This window comes from Caulobacter sp. FV1ye6ST, assembly GCF_058681225.1.
Map to the genome: position 1 here is coordinate 91,171 of NZ_CM178733.1, position 15,291 is coordinate 106,461.

21 protein-coding genes and 1 pseudogene are annotated in these 15,291 nt (G+C 68.5%); 4 read left to right on the forward strand and 18 right to left on the reverse strand.

What is annotated here, in order from left to right; all coding sequences use genetic code 11:
- The first annotated feature begins 33 nt into the window (after positions 1-33).
- The gene (locus ACW175_RS00475) at positions 34-1,254 is read left to right on the forward strand and encodes a dipeptidase (RefSeq protein WP_492102727.1); all 1,221 of its coding nucleotides are present in this window, start codon (positions 34-36) and stop codon (positions 1,252-1,254) included.
- A 69-nt stretch (positions 1,255-1,323) separates the two neighbouring features.
- Here the strand turns inward: ACW175_RS00475 and ACW175_RS00480 are convergent, their stop codons facing one another.
- From ACW175_RS00480 to rlmH, 3 genes are all read right to left on the reverse strand, one after another.
- On the reverse strand, positions 1,324-2,715 hold the full coding sequence (locus ACW175_RS00480; protein ID WP_492102728.1) for a S41 family peptidase: 1,392 nt from the start codon (positions 2,713-2,715) through the stop codon (positions 1,324-1,326).
- Between the two features lie 113 nt (positions 2,716-2,828).
- The gene (locus ACW175_RS00485; RefSeq protein WP_492102729.1) at positions 2,829-3,881 is read right to left on the reverse strand and encodes a murein hydrolase activator EnvC family protein; all 1,053 of its coding nucleotides are present in this window, start codon (positions 3,879-3,881) and stop codon (positions 2,829-2,831) included.
- A 16-nt stretch (positions 3,882-3,897) separates the two neighbouring features.
- Positions 3,898-4,362 (reverse strand): 23S rRNA (pseudouridine(1915)-N(3))-methyltransferase RlmH, encoded by a 465-nt coding sequence (gene rlmH, locus ACW175_RS00490; protein ID WP_492102730.1) that lies wholly within the window; start codon positions 4,360-4,362, stop codon positions 3,898-3,900.
- Positions 4,363-4,379: 17 nt separating this feature from the next.
- Here rlmH and ACW175_RS00495 point away from each other — a divergent pair.
- Positions 4,380-4,470 (forward strand): annotated as a pseudogene (locus ACW175_RS00495) (hypothetical protein); the annotation flags it as partial.
- Positions 4,471-4,476: 6 nt separating this feature from the next.
- Here ACW175_RS00495 and rsfS read toward each other — a convergent pair.
- The 8 genes from rsfS to ACW175_RS00535 all read right to left on the reverse strand — a co-directional run bounded on the left by rsfS (position 4,477) and on the right by ACW175_RS00535 (position 9,542).
- Positions 4,477-4,908 carry a ribosome silencing factor gene (gene rsfS / locus ACW175_RS00500; protein WP_492104868.1) on the reverse strand — a complete coding sequence of 144 codons (432 nt, stop codon included), beginning with the start codon at positions 4,906-4,908 and terminating at the stop codon, positions 4,477-4,479.
- Between the two features lie 133 nt (positions 4,909-5,041).
- Positions 5,042-5,692, reverse strand: a complete 651-nt coding sequence (locus tag ACW175_RS00505) for a nicotinate-nucleotide adenylyltransferase (protein ID WP_492102731.1) — start codon at positions 5,690-5,692, stop codon at positions 5,042-5,044.
- Positions 5,658-6,932 (reverse strand): glutamate-5-semialdehyde dehydrogenase, encoded by a 1,275-nt coding sequence (locus tag ACW175_RS00510; RefSeq protein ID WP_492102732.1) that lies wholly within the window; start codon positions 6,930-6,932, stop codon positions 5,658-5,660. The genes ACW175_RS00505 and ACW175_RS00510 overlap by 35 nt, the downstream gene beginning before the upstream one ends.
- Positions 6,933-7,060: 128 nt before the next feature.
- Entirely contained in the window at positions 7,061-7,387 is a 327-nt protein-coding gene (locus ACW175_RS00515; protein WP_492102733.1) for a type II toxin-antitoxin system RelE/ParE family toxin, read from the reverse strand.
- Positions 7,384-7,617, reverse strand: a complete 234-nt coding sequence (locus tag ACW175_RS00520) for a ribbon-helix-helix domain-containing protein (RefSeq protein WP_492102734.1) — start codon at positions 7,615-7,617, stop codon at positions 7,384-7,386. The genes ACW175_RS00515 and ACW175_RS00520 overlap by 4 nt, the downstream gene beginning before the upstream one ends.
- Before the next feature lie 52 nt (positions 7,618-7,669).
- Positions 7,670-8,509 carry an aldo/keto reductase gene (locus ACW175_RS00525; protein ID WP_492102735.1) on the reverse strand — a complete coding sequence of 280 codons (840 nt, stop codon included), beginning with the start codon at positions 8,507-8,509 and terminating at the stop codon, positions 7,670-7,672.
- A 20-nt stretch (positions 8,510-8,529) separates the two neighbouring features.
- Complete coding sequence (locus tag ACW175_RS00530; RefSeq protein WP_492102736.1) at positions 8,530-9,186, reverse strand: Pr6Pr family membrane protein; 657 nt, start codon at positions 9,184-9,186, stop codon at positions 8,530-8,532.
- Complete coding sequence (locus ACW175_RS00535; RefSeq protein WP_492102737.1) at positions 9,183-9,542, reverse strand: MmcQ/YjbR family DNA-binding protein; 360 nt, start codon at positions 9,540-9,542, stop codon at positions 9,183-9,185. The genes ACW175_RS00530 and ACW175_RS00535 overlap by 4 nt, the downstream gene beginning before the upstream one ends.
- 34 nt (positions 9,543-9,576) lie before the next feature.
- Here ACW175_RS00535 and ACW175_RS00540 point away from each other — a divergent pair, with 34 nt between their 5' ends.
- A complete protein-coding gene (locus tag ACW175_RS00540) occupies positions 9,577-10,437 on the forward strand; it encodes an NAD-dependent epimerase/dehydratase family protein (protein ID WP_492102738.1) in 861 nt (286 codons plus the stop codon).
- On the opposite strand, the gene ACW175_RS00545 is transcribed toward ACW175_RS00540, so the two are convergent.
- The 6 genes from ACW175_RS00545 to ACW175_RS00570 all read right to left on the reverse strand — a co-directional run bounded on the left by ACW175_RS00545 (position 10,434) and on the right by ACW175_RS00570 (position 13,881).
- Positions 10,434-10,991 (reverse strand): CxxCxxCC domain-containing protein, encoded by a 558-nt coding sequence (locus tag ACW175_RS00545; protein ID WP_492102739.1) that lies wholly within the window; start codon positions 10,989-10,991, stop codon positions 10,434-10,436. The two genes, ACW175_RS00540 and ACW175_RS00545, sit on opposite strands and share 4 nt — an antisense overlap.
- Positions 10,988-11,185, reverse strand: coding sequence for a hypothetical protein (locus ACW175_RS00550; RefSeq protein WP_492102740.1), 198 nt, complete (start codon positions 11,183-11,185; stop codon positions 10,988-10,990). The genes ACW175_RS00545 and ACW175_RS00550 overlap by 4 nt, the downstream gene beginning before the upstream one ends.
- A gap of 76 nt (positions 11,186-11,261) precedes the next feature.
- Positions 11,262-11,759: a hypothetical protein gene (locus tag ACW175_RS00555; protein WP_492102741.1), complete on the reverse strand. Its 498-nt coding sequence runs from the start codon at positions 11,757-11,759 to the stop codon at positions 11,262-11,264.
- A gap of 83 nt (positions 11,760-11,842) precedes the next feature.
- Entirely contained in the window at positions 11,843-12,196 is a 354-nt protein-coding gene (locus tag ACW175_RS00560; protein ID WP_492102742.1) for a VOC family protein, read from the reverse strand.
- A 44-nt stretch (positions 12,197-12,240) separates the two neighbouring features.
- Entirely contained in the window at positions 12,241-12,900 is a 660-nt protein-coding gene (locus ACW175_RS00565; protein WP_492102743.1) for a class I SAM-dependent methyltransferase, read from the reverse strand.
- A 24-nt stretch (positions 12,901-12,924) separates the two neighbouring features.
- Positions 12,925-13,881: a fatty acid desaturase family protein gene (locus tag ACW175_RS00570; protein WP_492102744.1), complete on the reverse strand. Its 957-nt coding sequence runs from the start codon at positions 13,879-13,881 to the stop codon at positions 12,925-12,927.
- 66 nt (positions 13,882-13,947) lie between these two features.
- Between ACW175_RS00570 and ACW175_RS00575 the strand changes: the two genes are divergently transcribed.
- Positions 13,948-14,298, forward strand: coding sequence for a lysozyme inhibitor LprI family protein (locus ACW175_RS00575; RefSeq protein WP_492102745.1), 351 nt, complete (start codon positions 13,948-13,950; stop codon positions 14,296-14,298).
- Here ACW175_RS00575 and ubiA read toward each other — a convergent pair.
- The gene (gene ubiA, locus ACW175_RS00580; RefSeq protein ID WP_492102746.1) at positions 14,295-15,230 is read right to left on the reverse strand and encodes a 4-hydroxybenzoate octaprenyltransferase; all 936 of its coding nucleotides are present in this window, start codon (positions 15,228-15,230) and stop codon (positions 14,295-14,297) included. The two genes, ACW175_RS00575 and ubiA, sit on opposite strands and share 4 nt — an antisense overlap.
- Positions 15,231-15,291 lie beyond the last annotated feature (61 nt).

The window sequence follows — 15,291 nt, forward strand, 5'->3', positions numbered from 1 at the left end:
CAAAGGCCGGCCGGACCTTTTTCGAGCGTATCCATGACCCGTTTCCTCCTCGCCACGACCGCGGCGCTGGCCCTGGTCGCCGCCGCCGCGCCCATGACGGCTTGGGCCGCCGACCCGGCCGTCGCGCGCAAGCTGCACGAGGGCCTGCTGACCCTCGACACCCACCTGGACACTCCCGCCAACTTCGGCAGGCCCGGCTGGGACATCCTTGATCGCCATTCCGCCGACAAGGACGGCTCGCAGATCGACTATCCGCGCATGGTCGAGGGCGGGCTGGACGGTGGCTTCTTCGCCATCTTCACCAACCAGGGACCGCGCACGCCCGAGGCCACGCGCGCCGCCCGCGACGCGGCGATCATCCGCGGCGTCGAGATCCACGAGATGGTCGCCAAGCACGCCGACAAGTTCGCCCTGGCCTTGAAGGCCGACGACGCCGAGCGCATCGCCGCCCAGGGCAAGCGCGTGGTGTTCGTCAGCGTCGAGAACAGCTATCCGATGGATGGCGACGTCACCCTGCTCTCGACCTTCTATGCGCTGGGTGTCCGCATCTCGGGCCTAGCCCACTTCAAGAACAACGACATGGCCGACAGCTCGACGGACACGCCCGAGTGGCATGGCCTGTCGCCGCTGGGCAAACAGTTCGTCGCCGAGGCCAACCGCCTTGGCGTGGTGCTGGACGGCTCGCACTCGTCCGACGAGGTGCTGGACCAGCTGATCACCCTGTCCAAGACGCCGGTGATCCTGACCCATTCGGGCTGCAAGGCGGTGTTCAACCATCCGCGCAATGTCGACGACGCCCGCATCAAGGCGCTGGCGGCGAGCGGCGGGGTCATCCAGGTCGACGCCTATTCCAGCTATCTGATCGAGACGCCGAAGAACGCCGAGCGCGACGCGGCCATGGCGGCGCTGCGCGCCAAGGCGGGCGCGCGGGCCAAGATGACCGAGACCGAGCGCGCGGGCTTCATGGCCGAGATGAAGGCGATCGACGCCAAGTACCCGGTTCCGAAGGCGACCTTCGAGGACTTCATGAACCACTTGAACCACGCGCTGAAGGTGGCCGGCGTCGACCATGTGGGGATCGGCATCGACTTCGACGGCGGCGGCGGGGTGACGGGGCTGAACGACGCCTCGGACTATTGGAAGATCAGCGAGCGCCTGTTGGCCGAGGGCTATAGCCGCGACGACCTGGCCAAGATCTGGGGCGGCAACGTCCTGCGCCTGCTGCGGGCGGCCGAGGCGGCCAAGGCGACTTAGGGCTCTAATGAAAAGCGCCGCCCCGGCTTCCCGGAGCGGCGCTGATCGGATCGAGGAAGGCGGAAAGCCCTACTTGTTCTCGCTCACCGGCTTGCCGGACGCCGCGGCCGCCGCCTTGGCGGTGACCTCGGCGACCTTGGCCGCCGGCTTGGGCAGCTTGGGCGTATTGGCGACGCCGCCGGCGTTCAGCACGGCGATGGCGCGCTGCAGCTGGAAGTCGCCCTTCTTGTCGTCGAAGGCGGTCGGCGGGGCCTCGGCCGGGGTGTGGACCCCCACGCGGCTCTTGCCCTCGTCGGCGTTCAGCGCGTTCTTGAAGCTGGCCTCGCTGAACCAGACGCGGTTGGCGATGTCCTGGGCCTGGTCGCGGGTCTGGGCGACCTCGAGGTCGGGGGCGATGCCGGTCTTCTGGATCGAGCGGCCCGACGGCGTGAAGTACTTGGCCGTGGTCAGCTTCAGGGCGCCGTCGGCTCCGCCGCGCAGCGGGATCACGGTCTGCACCGAACCCTTGCCGAAGCTGGTCAGGCCGACCAGTTCGGCGCGGTGGCGATCCTGCAGGGCGCCGGCGACGATTTCAGCCGCGGAGGCCGAGCCCTGGTTGATCAGCACGACCATCTTCATGCCGTTCAGCAGGTCGCCAGGACGGGCATTGTAGCGCTGGATGTTGCGCGGATCGCGGCCGCGCTGGCTGACCACCTCGCCGCCGTCCAGGAACACGTCGGCGACGCCGACCGCCTGGTCCAGCAGGCCGCCCGGATTGTTCCGGAGGTCGAGGATCAGGCCCTTCATCTTCGGGTTCTTGGCCTTCAGGTCATTGATCGAGGCGACCAGGGCGTCGGTGGCCTTCTCGTTGAAGCCAGGCAGGCGGACATAGCCGTAGTCGCCTTCCATGCGCGCGATGGCGGCCTTGGGCTTGATCACCTCGCGGACCAGCTTGACGTCGAACGGATCGGTCTTGTCGCGGGCGATGGTCAGGGTGACGCCCTCGCCGGGCGCGCCGCGCATCTGCTTGACCGCCTCGTTGACGGTCAGGCCCAGCACGCTCTGGCCATTGACGGCGGTGATGTAGTCGCCCGCCTGGACGCCGGCGCGCGAGGCCGGGGTGCCGTCCATCGGCGAGATCACCTTCACGACGCCGTCTTCGCTGGTCACTTCCAGGCCCAGGCCGCCGTATTCGCCGCGGGTGGTGTCCTGCATGTCCTCATAGGCGTCGGGCGCCAGGTAGCCCGAGTGCGGGTCGAGGCTGGTCAGCATGCCGTCCAGGGCCGCCTCGATCAGCTTCTTGTCGTCGACCTCGGTGACGTACTGGTCCTCGACCGTGCCCAGCACGTCGCCGAACAGCTCCAGCATCTTGTAGGTCTTGGTCTTGGGCGCGTTGTTCGCCTGGGCGATGGGACTGACATAGGCCATGGCCCCCGCACCGAGGACGAAGGCGGAAACGCCGATGAGCAGGTACTTGCGCATTAAGGCCCAGAAGGCTCCCTACGCGACGCGCGGCGCCGCAACCGAATTTAGCTCCACCCAACCCTGTCAGGGATCGGAGGTATAATTACGGCCACCATTACTGAAAAAGCCGTCTACCGCGACTCCTGTTTCAACCAACGCTCCGGATCGGCCGGCGCGCCGTTTTCGCGGACCTCCAGATAGAGTTCCGGCTCCGAGGATACATGGTCCGGCATCTTCCCGATGGGAGCGCCCGCCGCGACAGATTGTCCTTGGCTGGCCGTGATCTGGTCCAGGCCCGCCACGACCACATGATAGGCGCCCTGGGTGCGCAGGATCAGCACGGCGCCCCAACCGTTCAACGCGCCGGCGTACTCGACGGTCCCGGCGGTTGGGGCGGCGACGGCCGCGCCCTTCTCGGTGCGCAGGGTCAGGCCGGGCGACTTGCCGCCGGCCGGCATCTCCTGGCCGAAGCGGCGGACGATCTCACCAGGCGGGCGGCGCAGCACCAGCGGACCCGAGGTCTCGACCTTGCCGAGGCCGTCCGTCAGGGCGCCCAGGGTGCGCAGCTCGTTCTGCTGGGTCAGGGCCTCCTGGGCGAAGGCGCGCTCCAGCTGGGTCTTCTCGATGATCAGCCGCTCGATCTCGCCCTTGCGGTCGGCGACCGCGCTCTCGGCGGTGAACAGTTCGGCCGAGGCGGCGGCGGCCTCGCGGCGCAGGGTCCCGACCGCGACGGCCTGGCGGCCATAGGCGTCGGCGCGATGCTGCAGCTCGGGGGTCATGGCCCGGATCAGGATGGCGGCCCGCACGGCGTCGCGGGCGTCGGCGGGCGAGACCAGCAAGGCCGGCGGCGGGTCGCGGCGGAACAGCTGCAGGGCCGACAGAAGCAGGGACAGCCGCTGCCGGTTGCGGCCAAGGTCGGCCAGGATGGCGTTCTCGCGGGCGTTCAGGGCTTCCAGCCGGGCCCGCTTGGCGTCGACATCGCCGCCGGCGGCGATGCGCGCATGGTCCAGGCGGTCCAGTTCGGCGCGCAGATCCTGGATCTCGCGACGGGTGTCGATGGCGGTCTGGCGATCCTTGGCCCGCTGGTCCTCGACGATTCGATCCGCGCGCTGCCAGCCGACCACGGCCGTCGGGACGGCGAGGACAAGGGCGCAAACGGCGATGACGAGTCGCGAGCGGGACATCGCCCAACCTCTAGCCTTAATCGCGGTGATAGGGCGAGCCCGACAGGATGGTGGCGGCGCGATAGACCTGCTCGGCCAGCATGGCCCGGGCCAGCGCGTGCGGCCAGGTCTGGGGACCAAAGGCCATGGTCTCGTTGGCGTTCGCCAGAATCGAAGGATCCAGGCCGTCCGCCCCGCCGATCAGAAACACCACCCGCCGCGTTCCATCGTCGCGCAGGCGGGCCAGGTGCTCGGCGAAGGCGCGGCTGGGCCGGACCTTGCCGTGCTCGTCGCAGGCGATGACGTGGGCGCCCTCCAGGTGAGGGCGCAACACCTCGGCCTCGGCGGCCTTGCCGGGCTTGCGGGCCTCGACCTCAAGGATCTCGACCGGCCCCAAGGCCAAGGCGCGACCAGACGCGGTGGCGCGGGACGCATAGTCCACGGCCAGCTGCGCCTCGACCATGCGGCCGAGCTTTCCGACGGTGAGGATGGTGATCTTCATCGGGGGAGTGCGTTGAGATCCCCGCCCTTCGACAGGCTCAGGGTGAGGATCTCAAGAACGCGCATCAATAGACCTCACCCTGAGCTTGTCGAAGGGCGAGGTCGCTTGGCGCTATCAGTTCGCCGCGGTGCGGTGCGGTGCGTCGACCGCCCAGATCTTCTCGATGTTGTAGAAGCTGCGCACTTCGGGACGGAACAGGTGGACCACGACGTCACCGGCGTCGATCAGCACCCAGTCGCAATGCGGCAGGCCTTCGACCTTCGCCTTGCCGTAGCCGTTTTCCTTCAGCGCCCGCAGCAGGTGGTCCGCCAATGCGCCGACGTGACGGTGCGAACGGCCAGACGCCACGATCAGGCTGTCGGCGACCGAGCTCTTGTCCGCCAGGTCGATGTGGACGATGTCCTGGGCCTTGTCGTCATCCAGGCGTTCCAGGATCAGGCGCTCCAGCGCCTTGAGGTCGAGGGGCAGATTCAGGCCCGAGGATTCAGTCGAGGACTCGGCGCCGGCCTGGCCTTCGTGCGCACTAAGCGCGGGGTCGCTACGCAGCGGATTGCTCCTTATGGGTTCGCTGTGGATATCTTCCATAGCACGGAATTGAGCCGGAAGTGAGGGGGTGATGGCCGAACGGCGATTCGCCAGCGGCCCTGAGGCGTTCGCGCAACGCCAGAAAGCTTCGCTTTCAGCCCTTTTGCCTCGACCGCATGGCCGTGGAAGAGGCGAAGTTCAGCGGTCCGGTCAGGTAGACCCAGGCCGGCGACTTGGCGTCGGGCAGCTTGGCGGCGGCGCTCGCGGGCCAGCGGGCGAAGGCGAAGCGGCGGGCGGCCGGCGAGGTGCGGGCCTTCAGCGCGATCCACGGGCGCGAGATCACGGCGACGGGAACCTCGCGCATGATCTGGGTCCAGCCGCGCCAGCGATGGAAGGTGGCCAGGCTGTCGGCGCCCATCACCCAGACGAACTTCACGCCGGGATAGCGCGCCCGCAGCACGCGCAGGGTGTCGATCGTGTACCGCGAGCCCAGGCGCGTCTCGGCGTCGGAGACGATCATCCCCGAACCGCGCGCCCAGCGGCGGGCGGCGGCCATGCGCTCGGCGACGGGACGGGTCTCGTGGGAGGACTTCAGCGGGTTCTGCGGCGACACCAGCCAGATGACGCGGTCCAGCTCCAGACGGCGCATGGCCGTCTCGGCCACGTGGGCATGGCCCTCGTGCGCCGGGTTAAAGCTGCCGCCGAACAGGCCGACGCGCATGCCCGGCTCCAGGTGGAAGCCAAGACGCTGAGCGTTGGGCCGGCCGGCCTCAGGGACGAGTCTGGCCGGTCCCGCGAACCACATATTTGAACGTCGTCAGTTGCTCGGCCCCAACCGGGCCGCGGGCATGGAGTTTGTCGGTGGCGATGCCGATCTCGGCCCCGAAGCCGAACTCGCCGCCGTCGGCGAACTGGGTCGAGGCGTTGACCAGCACGATGGCGCTGTCGACCTCGGCCACGAAGGCGTCGGCGGCGCCGGCGTCCTCGGTGACGATCGCGTCGGTGTGGCCCGAGCCGTAGGTCGCGATGTGCCTGGCCGCGCCGGCCACGCCGTCGACCACGGCCACGGCCAGGATCGGGGCCAGATACTCGGTGGTCCAGTCCTCGGTGGTGGCCTTCTTCATCGTTGGCTCGATGGCGCGCGCGGCCGTGTCACCGCGCAGCTCGCAGCCGGCCCGGATCAGGGCGTCGGCGATCGGCGGCAGAAGCTTTTCGGCGGCGGCCTTGTCGACCAGCAGGGTCTCGGCCGAGCCGCAGACCGACACCCGCCGCAGCTTGGCGTTGACGACGATGTCGACGGCCTTCTTCACATCGGCGGCCGCGTGGACGAAGACGTGGTTGAGGCCTTCCAGGTGGCCCAGCACCGGGGCGCGGGCCTCGGCCTGGACGCGGGCGACCAGGCTTTTGCCGCCGCGCGGGATGATCAGGTCGATAGCCTTGTCGAGACCCGCCAGAATGGCGCCGACGGCGGCGCGGTCGGGGGTCCTGACGATCTGGACGGCCGCGGCGGGAAGGCCAGCGGCCTTCAAACCGCGCTCTATCGAAGCGTGAAGGGCGAGGTTGGAGTGGATGCACTCCGACCCGCCGCGCAGGATCACCGCATTGCCCGAGCGCACGCACAGCGCCGCCGCATCGGCGGTCACGTTCGGGCGGCTCTCATAGATCATGGCGATCACGCCAATCGGCGTGCGCACGCGGCTGATGTCCAGGCCGTTGGGCCGGGTCCAGCGCGCGGTGGCCACACCGACCGGGTCGGGGATGGCGGCCACGGCCTCGACGCCGGCCGCGACGTCTTCCAGCCGCGCCTCGTCCAGGGCCAGTCGGTCCAGCATCGGGCCGGAGACGCCATTGGCCTCGGCGCGGCCCAGGTCCTTGGCGTTGGCGGTCAGGATGGCGATGGCGTCCTGCCGGATCGCGGCGGCCATGGCCTGGATGGCGGCGGTGCGCTGCTCTGGCGTGGCGAGGCGGAGCGCATGCGCGCCCTCGCGAGCCGTCCGGCCCATCCCCGCCATCGTCGCCTGCAAGCTGACGCCCGCGTCGTCCATCGTCCCCGTCCTGATCCTGATGGCCCTGGTAAGTTATGCTCAGGTTGAGGCTTACCTAGGCGCTTTCAGGGCAGGATGAAACCGGCTTCGTCTGAAAACGGACGGAGTTTTGTTGGGGCGGCATCGCTTCAGGATTGGTCGCTGGCCATCCAGGCCGGTATGTCGCTGGCGGCGTGCAGCACACGCCAGACGTCGATGTGATCCTCGCGGGCAACGTAGAAGACGACATAGGGATAGCGGCGCAACGGCCAGCCGCGTAGGCCGGGCAGGTCGAGCTCGTGGGCGTAGCGGTTGGAGCCGGCGTCCGGGCGTTCGCCGATCAGCCGATAGGCCCTTTCGAGAGCATCGATGAAGCCGAGCGCGACCTTCCCGTTGGCTTCCGCCAGATAGAAATCCAACGCTTCGTTGATGTCGCGCTCCGCAAGGGCGCGCGGGATGACGCTTTTGGACTTCAAGAGCGGTCGCGCACCCGCGCCCGAAGCGCGTCGAAATAACTCGCATCAGCCTTGGCGCCAGACGGCGCCGCCGCGCCGTCCAGCAGCAGGGTGCGGAGATGCTGGCGATCCTGATCCTTGCGGATCAGGTCCCGGACATACTCGCTGCTGGTCCCGTAGCCCCGGCCAGAGACTTGCTCGTCGACAAAGGCCTTCAAGGCGTCCGGCAGCGAGATATTCATCGTGGTCATGGGATCACGATGCGGTCCTTGGCAAAAATTGGCAAGGGTGGCGCTTGACCTCCTACGTCGCGTCCCAGGCATAGGCCTTGTCCAGCCAGTCCCCCAGCCGCCCATCCGGCCGCGCCAGGGCGTGGATGCGGGTCATCTCGTCGTCGGATAGGTTGAAGTCGAGGATGTCGAAGTTCTCCTCGATGCGGGCCGGGTTCTTGGTGCGCGGGATGGCGATGATCCCCTGCTGGATGATCCAGCGCAGGGTGACCTGGCCCGGGGTCTTGCCGTGGGCGCGGCCGATTTCGACCAGCACCGGGTCCTGGGCGACCTTGCCCTGGGCCAGGGGCGACCAGGCGGTGATCGAGACGCCCAGGGCGTCGGCCTTGGCCTTCAGGGTCTTCAGCGACAGGTAGGGGTGATACTCGACCTGGTCGTTGGCGATCGGGGCCTCCGAAAGCCGCGAGGCTTCCTCCAGCAGGGCCGAGGGGAAGTTCGACAGGCCGATGGCGCGGGTGAGGCCCCTCGCTTGGACCTCGTTCAGCGCCTTCAGGGTTTCGGCCAGCGGCACGTCGGGCTTGGGCCAGTGCAGCAGCAGCAGGTCGACATGATCGACGCCCAGGCGCTCAAGGCTCTTCTCGGCCGAGCGCTGCAGGTCGCCGTCGTGGAATTTGTCGATCCAGACCTTGGTGGTCAGGAAGATCTCGTCGCGCTTGACGCCGCTGGCCTTGATGCCGGCGCCGACGTCGCGCTCGTTGCCATAGATCTGGGCGGTGTCGATGTGGCGGTAGCCGACCTCCATGGCCTTCTCGACCAGCGGGACGGCCGTACCGTTCTCCAGCTGCCAGGTGCCGAAGCCGAGGGCGGGCATCAGGACGTCGCCCGAGCGGATGGCGGGAACGAGCTTGGACATGGAGAACTCCTGGAAAGTCGTCAGGCCGATATAGGCGCCGGGCGGCCGAGCGCCACCTTGGCTCGAACGCGCGAGAGGGCGATGAAGACCACGGCGACCAGCGCGAAGGCCACGCTCATCTCGACCATGGTCAGCACCACGGCCGGGTAACCGCGCTTGGTCACGTTCATGAAGGGGTACGGATAGAACCCCGACAGCGCGCCGTGGACGAGGGTCCAGAGCCCGAACAGGGCCGGGAAGGCCATGGCCTTGGCGGCGACGATCCATCGGGGCTCGCCCTGGCCGTCGCGCAGGGCCAGGTCGACCAGATAGGCGGCCGGGGTAATGGTGTGCAGGATGGTGTCGGAGACCAGCCGCAGGCCCTGCGGATGCCACTGCCAGGCCAGCAGGGTGTGATAGACCACGGCGGTGATGGTCAGGTAGGTCGCGATCGACGCGCGCGGGCCGCTGCGTTCGGCCCAGGCGGCGAAGGCGCTGGCGGGCGCGATCAGCGGAGCGGCGAGCGCCGCGGCGGCCAGCATGTTCGACAGGATGGTGAAGTAGCTGAAGAACTCGACCGACTTCGCGGCGGCCGAGACCAGGGTCTCGTCATAGACCATCAGACCGTATTGCAGGGCCGGGCCCAGGCAGGCGACGGCGGCGATCAGGACGCGCCAAGTGGCCAGCGAACTCTTCACGGGATGGTCTCCGTCGAATGGGTTTCGTCCCAGGCCTTCAACACCTTCTTCGGGGCGGTCGCGCGCCATTGCCGGGCGACCAGCCGCTCGACCGTGCCTGGATGCGCGTGGGTCAGGCGGACCAGGACGTAGGGGTAGTTCCGGAAATGATCGGTGAAATGGAAGATGTCGGGTTCGGCCTCGACCAGCATCTCGCGTTCGTCGAAGGGCACGGCGGGGCAGACCAGACTCTCGCCGTCCTCGAACAGGCGGGTCAGGAACTTGCCGTGCCCCTTCAGGCAGGGCCGGCCATAGGCGGTCCCGTCCTCGACGCCGGGCAATTTGAACGCGAACGCGCGGACGTCGTCGTAGGTCATGGGCTCCTCCGTCGAGCGCGACTATATGAGGGGAATGGACGCTGAGAACACCCTGAAGACGCCGGTCCTGGTGCTGGGCGCGACCAGCCTGATCGGCGGCCACCTGCTGGCGCGGCTGAAGGCCGAGAACCTGGACCCGACGGCGTTCAGCCGTCGTCCGCCGGTCGAGGAGACCTGCTGGATCGGCGGCGACCTGAAGGACGCCGATCTGGACGAGCGCCTGCCGGTCGCGGCGACGGTGTTCGCCCTGTCGCCGATCTGGCTGCTGCCGCCCGCGCTGCCGGCGCTGAAGGCGCGGGGCATGGAGCGGCTGATCGCCTTCTCCTCGACCAGCCGTTTCACCAAGCTCGACTCGCCGGACGAGGGCGAGCGGGCGGTGGCGCGGACGCTGGCGGACGCCGAGTCCGCCGTCGAAAAATGGTGCGCCGAGCATGGCGTCGCCTGGACCATCCTGCGGCCTACCCTGATCTACGACGAGGGCCACGACGAGAACGTCAGCCGCATCGCTCGCCTGATCCGCCGCTTCCACATCATGCCGCTATCGGGCGACGGCGCGGGCCTGCGACAGCCGGTCCATGCCGAGGACCTGGCCGCTGGCGCCTTGGCGGCGGCCCATGCGCCGGCGACGATGAACCAGGCCTATGACTTGGTGGGCGGCGAGACGGTGACCTATCGCCTGATGGTCGACCGAATCTTCGAAGGCCTGGGCAAGTCCCCCCGCGGCCTGCCGATGCCGACCTGGCTGTTCGGCCTGATCATGCGGCTGGCCAAGCCGTTCTATCCGGGCGCGACCGTCGCCATGGGCGCGCGCATGGGCCAGGACCTGACCTTCGACAGCGCCGCGGCGACGCGGGACTTCGGGTGGGCGCCGAGAGCGTTCCACCCACGTTTCTAGTCCGCGTCAGCCAGCACCATGGCGAACGGCGTCAGGCCGCCGTCGCGTTCGACATAGCCGCTGACCAGCTTGCGGTCGGGCGGCAGGACGCCCAGGTCGATCTCTTCGGTCGGAAACACCACGATGCGGCGATCGCCGATGCAGACCACCAGCTCGTAACCGTCCAGGGCTCGGCGGGACATGTTCTTGATGTAGGAATAGTAGGGCTCGCGTCGCCAGCTGGCGGGCTTGCCGGCGTCGACGACCACGTTCAGGCGCTTGCCGTCGCGGTCGGAATACAGGACAAAGCCGGCCTTGTCGGGTCGCCAGGCGTCGCCCAACTTCTCGGACGTGATCCACAGACACATGAAGCCCCGGCACGCCGAGGGGCGCTTTTCGTAGTTGCCGCAGCCGCCGCCCTTGCGGAAGTGCGAGCACCAGACGCCGCCGGCCTTGTCCAGGGCCTCGATAGCCAGCACCTTGCAGCACAGGCCGCACGATCCGCAGCTCTTGCCGGGCGCGGCCTGGACATAGGTCGTTTCGGGGGGCGTTTCGGAAGCGATCGCGTCGGTCATGCGGCGAAGGTCCGGACGAGGCCAAGGTCGACGTCGCGGTCGGGGTGGGTCTCGAAGCCGCGCTGGCCGACCAGCTCGTTCAGGCCCTCGCTCTTTTGGAAATGGCCGCGCCAGGCGTGCGGCGGCTTTTGCGAAGCCTCCAAGCCCATCAGCTTGCCGCACATGCCGCAATCGCCGCAGCTCTTGTCGCCCATCCGCCCCTGCCCGAAGTGAGCTATTCGTCAGGGGGCGGGCGTTAGCGATGCCGTGTGACGGTTTGATGCGGCGGTGTCACGCCGGGCAGGTCGCCCGCGCCAGATCGTAGCGGGCGAAGGGCGCCTCCTTGACCCCGCTCTTGGCGACGATGATCCAGGTCAGCCGGTCGCCGTCGCGCCGCCAGCGGTTGACGAAGCTGGCGTCCGGATAGGCGTAGGCGATGTCGAACCCGCCGGGCTGGGCCGCGCCTTGGCCGACGGCGGTGAAGTCGCCGCCGAAGCTGTCGGACCAGAAGCCGGACACGCCGGTGGGTTCGCCGCCTTTCGGCGCCGCGCCTCGGCCGCCGAACACCAGGTGGGCGGCGTAGCGGTCCTTTGGATCGGTCTTGGCGCGGCTGTCGGCGTCCACCGTCAGCATCGTTCCGAGCGCGACGGGCCTCGCGGCGAGGGTGATCTCGACCGCCTTGCCCATGACGTCGCCAGCGCCGCGCCAGCAGCCTTCAAGAGACTGGACTTCCGCTGGCAAGGGCGCGGGCGGCGGATCGTCCGCCCAGGCCACTCCAGTTGACGCCAACAGCCCGACGCTCAAGCCCCAAGCCCGCATGTCATTCCCCCAAAAGACCGGCCGCCTTTGTGCGAGCGAGTCGAAGGCCGCGTCTACTCGACCCCCGTCGCGCTCCAAACGCCCAGCTCATTGCCCGAAGGGTCGGTGAAGTGGAAGCGGCGGCCGCCCGGGAAGGCGAAGATCGGGGCGGTGATCACGCCGCCGGCTTTCGTCACCTTGTCCAGCATGGCTTCCAGGTCGTGGGCGTAGAGGATCACCAGCGGCCGGTCGGTCGCCCCCTCCTGCGGCTTGGCGAAACCGCCATCGGCGCCCTGGCCCTCGAAGGCGACATAGTCGGGACCGTAGTCGACGAAGCTCCAGCCGAAGGCGGCCGAATAGAAGCTCTTCGTGGCTGGGAGGTCGCCGCCCGGCCATTCGATGTAGTCGATCTTGCCGTCTTCGCGCATGGCGCGCTCCTCAAACATTGTTCTTTATTTGTTCTAAATCGCCGCTAAGGCAGAGTCCAGACGCTCGTACGCTTCACGGCGAAGTCCTCGAGTTCGCGGGTGGTCTCGACCTGATACTCGGCCAGCTTCACCAGGTCGTCCTTGCGGAAGTAGGTGCGGCCCGGATCGCCGATAAACACCGTCGCGCCGGCGGCCCGGCCCTGCCGCAACCAGTCCATCACCGCCTCGGCCATGGGCTTCTCGTAGCAGATGTCGCCCGCCAGCAGCACATCGGCGCGCGGGGGTGGCGCATCGAGCAGATTGATATCCGTGAAGGCGACCTCGACGCCGTTGGCCTCGGCGTTCAGGCCTATGGCGGCCTCGCAGAAGACGTCGATGTCGGCGGCCAGCACGCTCGCCGCGCCGGCCTTCATCGCCGCGATGGCGACGAGGCCCGAGCCGGTGGCGAAGTCGATGACCCGTTTGCCGGCGACGGTCTCGGGGTTGTCCAGGATGTAGCGCGCCAGGGCCTGGCCGCCCGCCCAGGCGAAGGCCCAGAACGGCGGTGGCAGGCCGATCTCCTCCAGCGCTTCTTCCGTTAGTTTCCAGATCGGCGTGATCTCGTCGGCCAGGTGCAGCGACAGCTCCGGCGCGTGCGGCGTCGGCTGGAAGCGGGTGTTGTCGCGGATGAAGGCGCGGCGGCCTTCCAGGGTCTGGACGATCATGGCCGCCTTAGACCACGGGGCGCTCTAGGCGGCGACCGGTTTGCTCGACGCGGCCTTCAGCACGGTCAGGTAGCCCGGGGCGGTCAGCATGCCGTCCGTCAGGCCCTTCCGCTCCAGCAGCCGATGCGCCATCGGCAGGTTCCAGCACGGGGTGTGCATGAACAGGTGGTGCTCGGCGTGGAAATTGACGTGATAGGGCGCGATCAGGGCGCGCTCGATCCAGTTGGCGTTCGTGGTGCGGGCGTGGCGGAACGGATCCGGCTCGTCCTTGGCTACCAGGGCGTGCTCGGCGATGTTGCGCAGACGGGTGACCAGCGGGAACCAGGTCGCCATCGGCACGATCCATAGCGCCAGCCACGCCCACCAGAGACCCATCGCCGACAGCACGACCAGGATCCCGAGGTTCCACAGCAGGAATGGCTTCTGCCGGGCGATCTCGCCGGCGAAGATCGCGCCCTTGGGCTGCCCGACAGCCTTCGAGCCTTTCATCTTCCCAAGCAGCGGCCCGAAGCGCTGCTTGAAGAAGGTCTGGCCGGTCAGGTCGCGGACGATCTTGCGGCGCAGCGAGTCCCGCGTGGTCGGAAAGGGCGCGGACAGGATCAGGTCCGGATCCTCGGCCTGCTGGGCGTACTTGTGATGGGTCAGATGATAGGGGCGGTAGCTGGCCAGGGACGCGCCGGTCGGGGCGGCGCACAGCCACTCGCCCAGCCAGTCATTGACCTTGAGGTTCGGATGCAGACCGCCGTGCGCGGCCTCGTGCATCAGGATGGCCAGCCCCAGTTGCCGCGCGCCGATCAGCATCACCGCGAGGAGATAGGTCAGCGGGTTGGGGAAGAAGACGAATAGCGCCCCGGCGCCGATGATGACGGCCCAGGCGTGGGCGACCATGGCGATCCCGCGCCAGGACGAGCGCGCGGAGATGCGCGTCCATTCGTCGGGCGTGAACAGGTCCTGCGGTTTGACGCGAGGTGCGACGGCCATGGAACGATCATCGCACATTCAGCTTAGGCCTGACAGGATGACCCGACGTCACATTTGGAGGCCGCCATGCGCCGACTGATCCCCGCTCTCGTTCTTGCCGCGACCTGCGCCGCCGCCGCGCTCCCCGCCGCCGCCGCCAGCTTCGATTGCCGCAAGGCGCGCACCGCGGACGAGAAGGCGATCTGCGCCAACCGCGACCTCAACGACCAGGACGTGCGGATGGACCAGTTGTACGGGATCACCCGCCACCTGGTGCCGATGGGCGGTCGCGGCGCGATCATGGACGACCAGCGCGCGTGGCTCTCGTCCCGCAAGGCCTGCGGCGGCAACCAGGCTTGCCTGGCGCGCAGCTACGACAACCGCATCCGCCAGCTGAACACGGTCATGGACCGCGTCTACAGCCAGGGCCCGTTCTAGAACCGCACGCCAGGCTTCCACAGCCCGGCGACCAGCCCCGCGAAAACGATCAGCCCCGCCACGGCGTTGGACTTGAACAGCTTCAGCGCGCCCGGGCCGTCGTCGACGCGGACGGCGGCCGCCTGGCGCGACAGGTGCAGAGCGAAGAAGGCCGCCAGCGGCAGGAACAGCGGCCCGATATTGCCGATCCACCCGGCCGCGACCAAGCAGATGAAGCTGGCCAGATAAAATCCCGCCACACCGATCTGGACGTGGTCGCCCAGGCGCCGGGTCGAGGACTTGATGCCGGCCAGGGCGTCGTCCTCGATGTCCTGGATCGCGTAGATCGTGTCGTAGCCCAGGGTCCAGAAGATCCCCGAGGCGTAGAGCAGAGCCGCCGACCACGACAGGTGATGGGTGGCGGCGGCGTAGCCCAGCAGGGCGCCCCAGTTGAAGGTTAGGCCCAGCCAGGCCTGCGGCCACCAGGTGATCCGCTTCATGAAGGGATAGCCGGCCACTAGGCCCAGAGACAGTACGCCCAGCCCGATCGCCACCCAGCCCAGGGTCAGCAGGATCAGCAGGCTGACCAGGCTGCAGCCGATCAGGAACAGCCAGGCCTGCTTGACCGTGATCAGTCCGGCCGGGATCGGGCGCATGGCGGTGCGGGCGACCTGGGCGTCGAAGTCGCGGTCGACGATGTCGTTGAAGGCGCAGCCCGCCGCCCGCATCAGGGCCGCGCCGATGAACACGGCCAGCAGCAGCAGCGGATTGGGCCAACGGCCCTGCTCGGCGGCGGCCAAGGCGATGCCCTGCCAGCCCGGAAGCATCAGCAGCCAGATCCCCGCCGGCCGATCGAAGCGTCCCAGCTTCAGCCAGGGCCGCAGGCGCTCGGGCGCGTGGCGGTCGACCCAGTTGGTCGCGACGGCGTCGGGGAGAATGGTGGTGGCGCTCATGTGGCGAGGCTTAACCCGCGCGCTCGAAGGCGTCCCATAGGGAAGATCGATCCTCCCGAGA

What these genes read in the sequence shown, in the direction of transcription:
- ACW175_RS00575 (WP_492102745.1), top strand. Translation starts at nt 13,948, where the DNA reads ATGCGCCGACTGATCCCCGCTCTCGTTCTTGCCGCGACCTGCGCCGCC.
- rlmH (WP_492102730.1), bottom strand. Translation starts at nt 4,362, where the DNA reads ATGAAGATCACCATCCTCACCGTCGGAAAGCTCGGCCGCATGGTCGAG.
- ACW175_RS00520 (WP_492102734.1), bottom strand. Translation starts at nt 7,617, where the DNA reads ATGACCACGATGAATATCTCGCTGCCGGACGCCTTGAAGGCCTTTGTC.
- ACW175_RS00525 (WP_492102735.1), bottom strand. Translation starts at nt 8,509, where the DNA reads ATGTCCAAGCTCGTTCCCGCCATCCGCTCGGGCGACGTCCTGATGCCC.
- ACW175_RS00560 (WP_492102742.1), bottom strand. Translation starts at nt 12,196, where the DNA reads ATGCGCGAAGACGGCAAGATCGACTACATCGAATGGCCGGGCGGCGAC.
- ACW175_RS00485 (WP_492102729.1), bottom strand. Translation starts at nt 3,881, where the DNA reads ATGTCCCGCTCGCGACTCGTCATCGCCGTTTGCGCCCTTGTCCTCGCC.
- ubiA (WP_492102746.1), bottom strand. Translation starts at nt 15,230, where the DNA reads ATGAGCGCCACCACCATTCTCCCCGACGCCGTCGCGACCAACTGGGTC.
- ACW175_RS00480 (WP_492102728.1), bottom strand. Translation starts at nt 2,715, where the DNA reads ATGCGCAAGTACCTGCTCATCGGCGTTTCCGCCTTCGTCCTCGGTGCG.
- ACW175_RS00550 (WP_492102740.1), bottom strand. Translation starts at nt 11,185, where the DNA reads ATGGGCGACAAGAGCTGCGGCGATTGCGGCATGTGCGGCAAGCTGATG.
- ACW175_RS00545 (WP_492102739.1), bottom strand. Translation starts at nt 10,991, where the DNA reads ATGACCGACGCGATCGCTTCCGAAACGCCCCCCGAAACGACCTATGTC.
- ACW175_RS00565 (WP_492102743.1), bottom strand. Translation starts at nt 12,900, where the DNA reads ATGATCGTCCAGACCCTGGAAGGCCGCCGCGCCTTCATCCGCGACAAC.
- ACW175_RS00540 (WP_492102738.1), top strand. Translation starts at nt 9,577, where the DNA reads ATGGACGCTGAGAACACCCTGAAGACGCCGGTCCTGGTGCTGGGCGCG.
- ACW175_RS00475 (WP_492102727.1), top strand. Translation starts at nt 34, where the DNA reads ATGACCCGTTTCCTCCTCGCCACGACCGCGGCGCTGGCCCTGGTCGCC.
- ACW175_RS00510 (WP_492102732.1), bottom strand. Translation starts at nt 6,932, where the DNA reads ATGGACGACGCGGGCGTCAGCTTGCAGGCGACGATGGCGGGGATGGGC.
- ACW175_RS00570 (WP_492102744.1), bottom strand. Translation starts at nt 13,881, where the DNA reads ATGGCCGTCGCACCTCGCGTCAAACCGCAGGACCTGTTCACGCCCGAC.
- ACW175_RS00535 (WP_492102737.1), bottom strand. Translation starts at nt 9,542, where the DNA reads ATGACCTACGACGACGTCCGCGCGTTCGCGTTCAAATTGCCCGGCGTC.
- ACW175_RS00505 (WP_492102731.1), bottom strand. Translation starts at nt 5,692, where the DNA reads ATGTGGTTCGCGGGACCGGCCAGACTCGTCCCTGAGGCCGGCCGGCCC.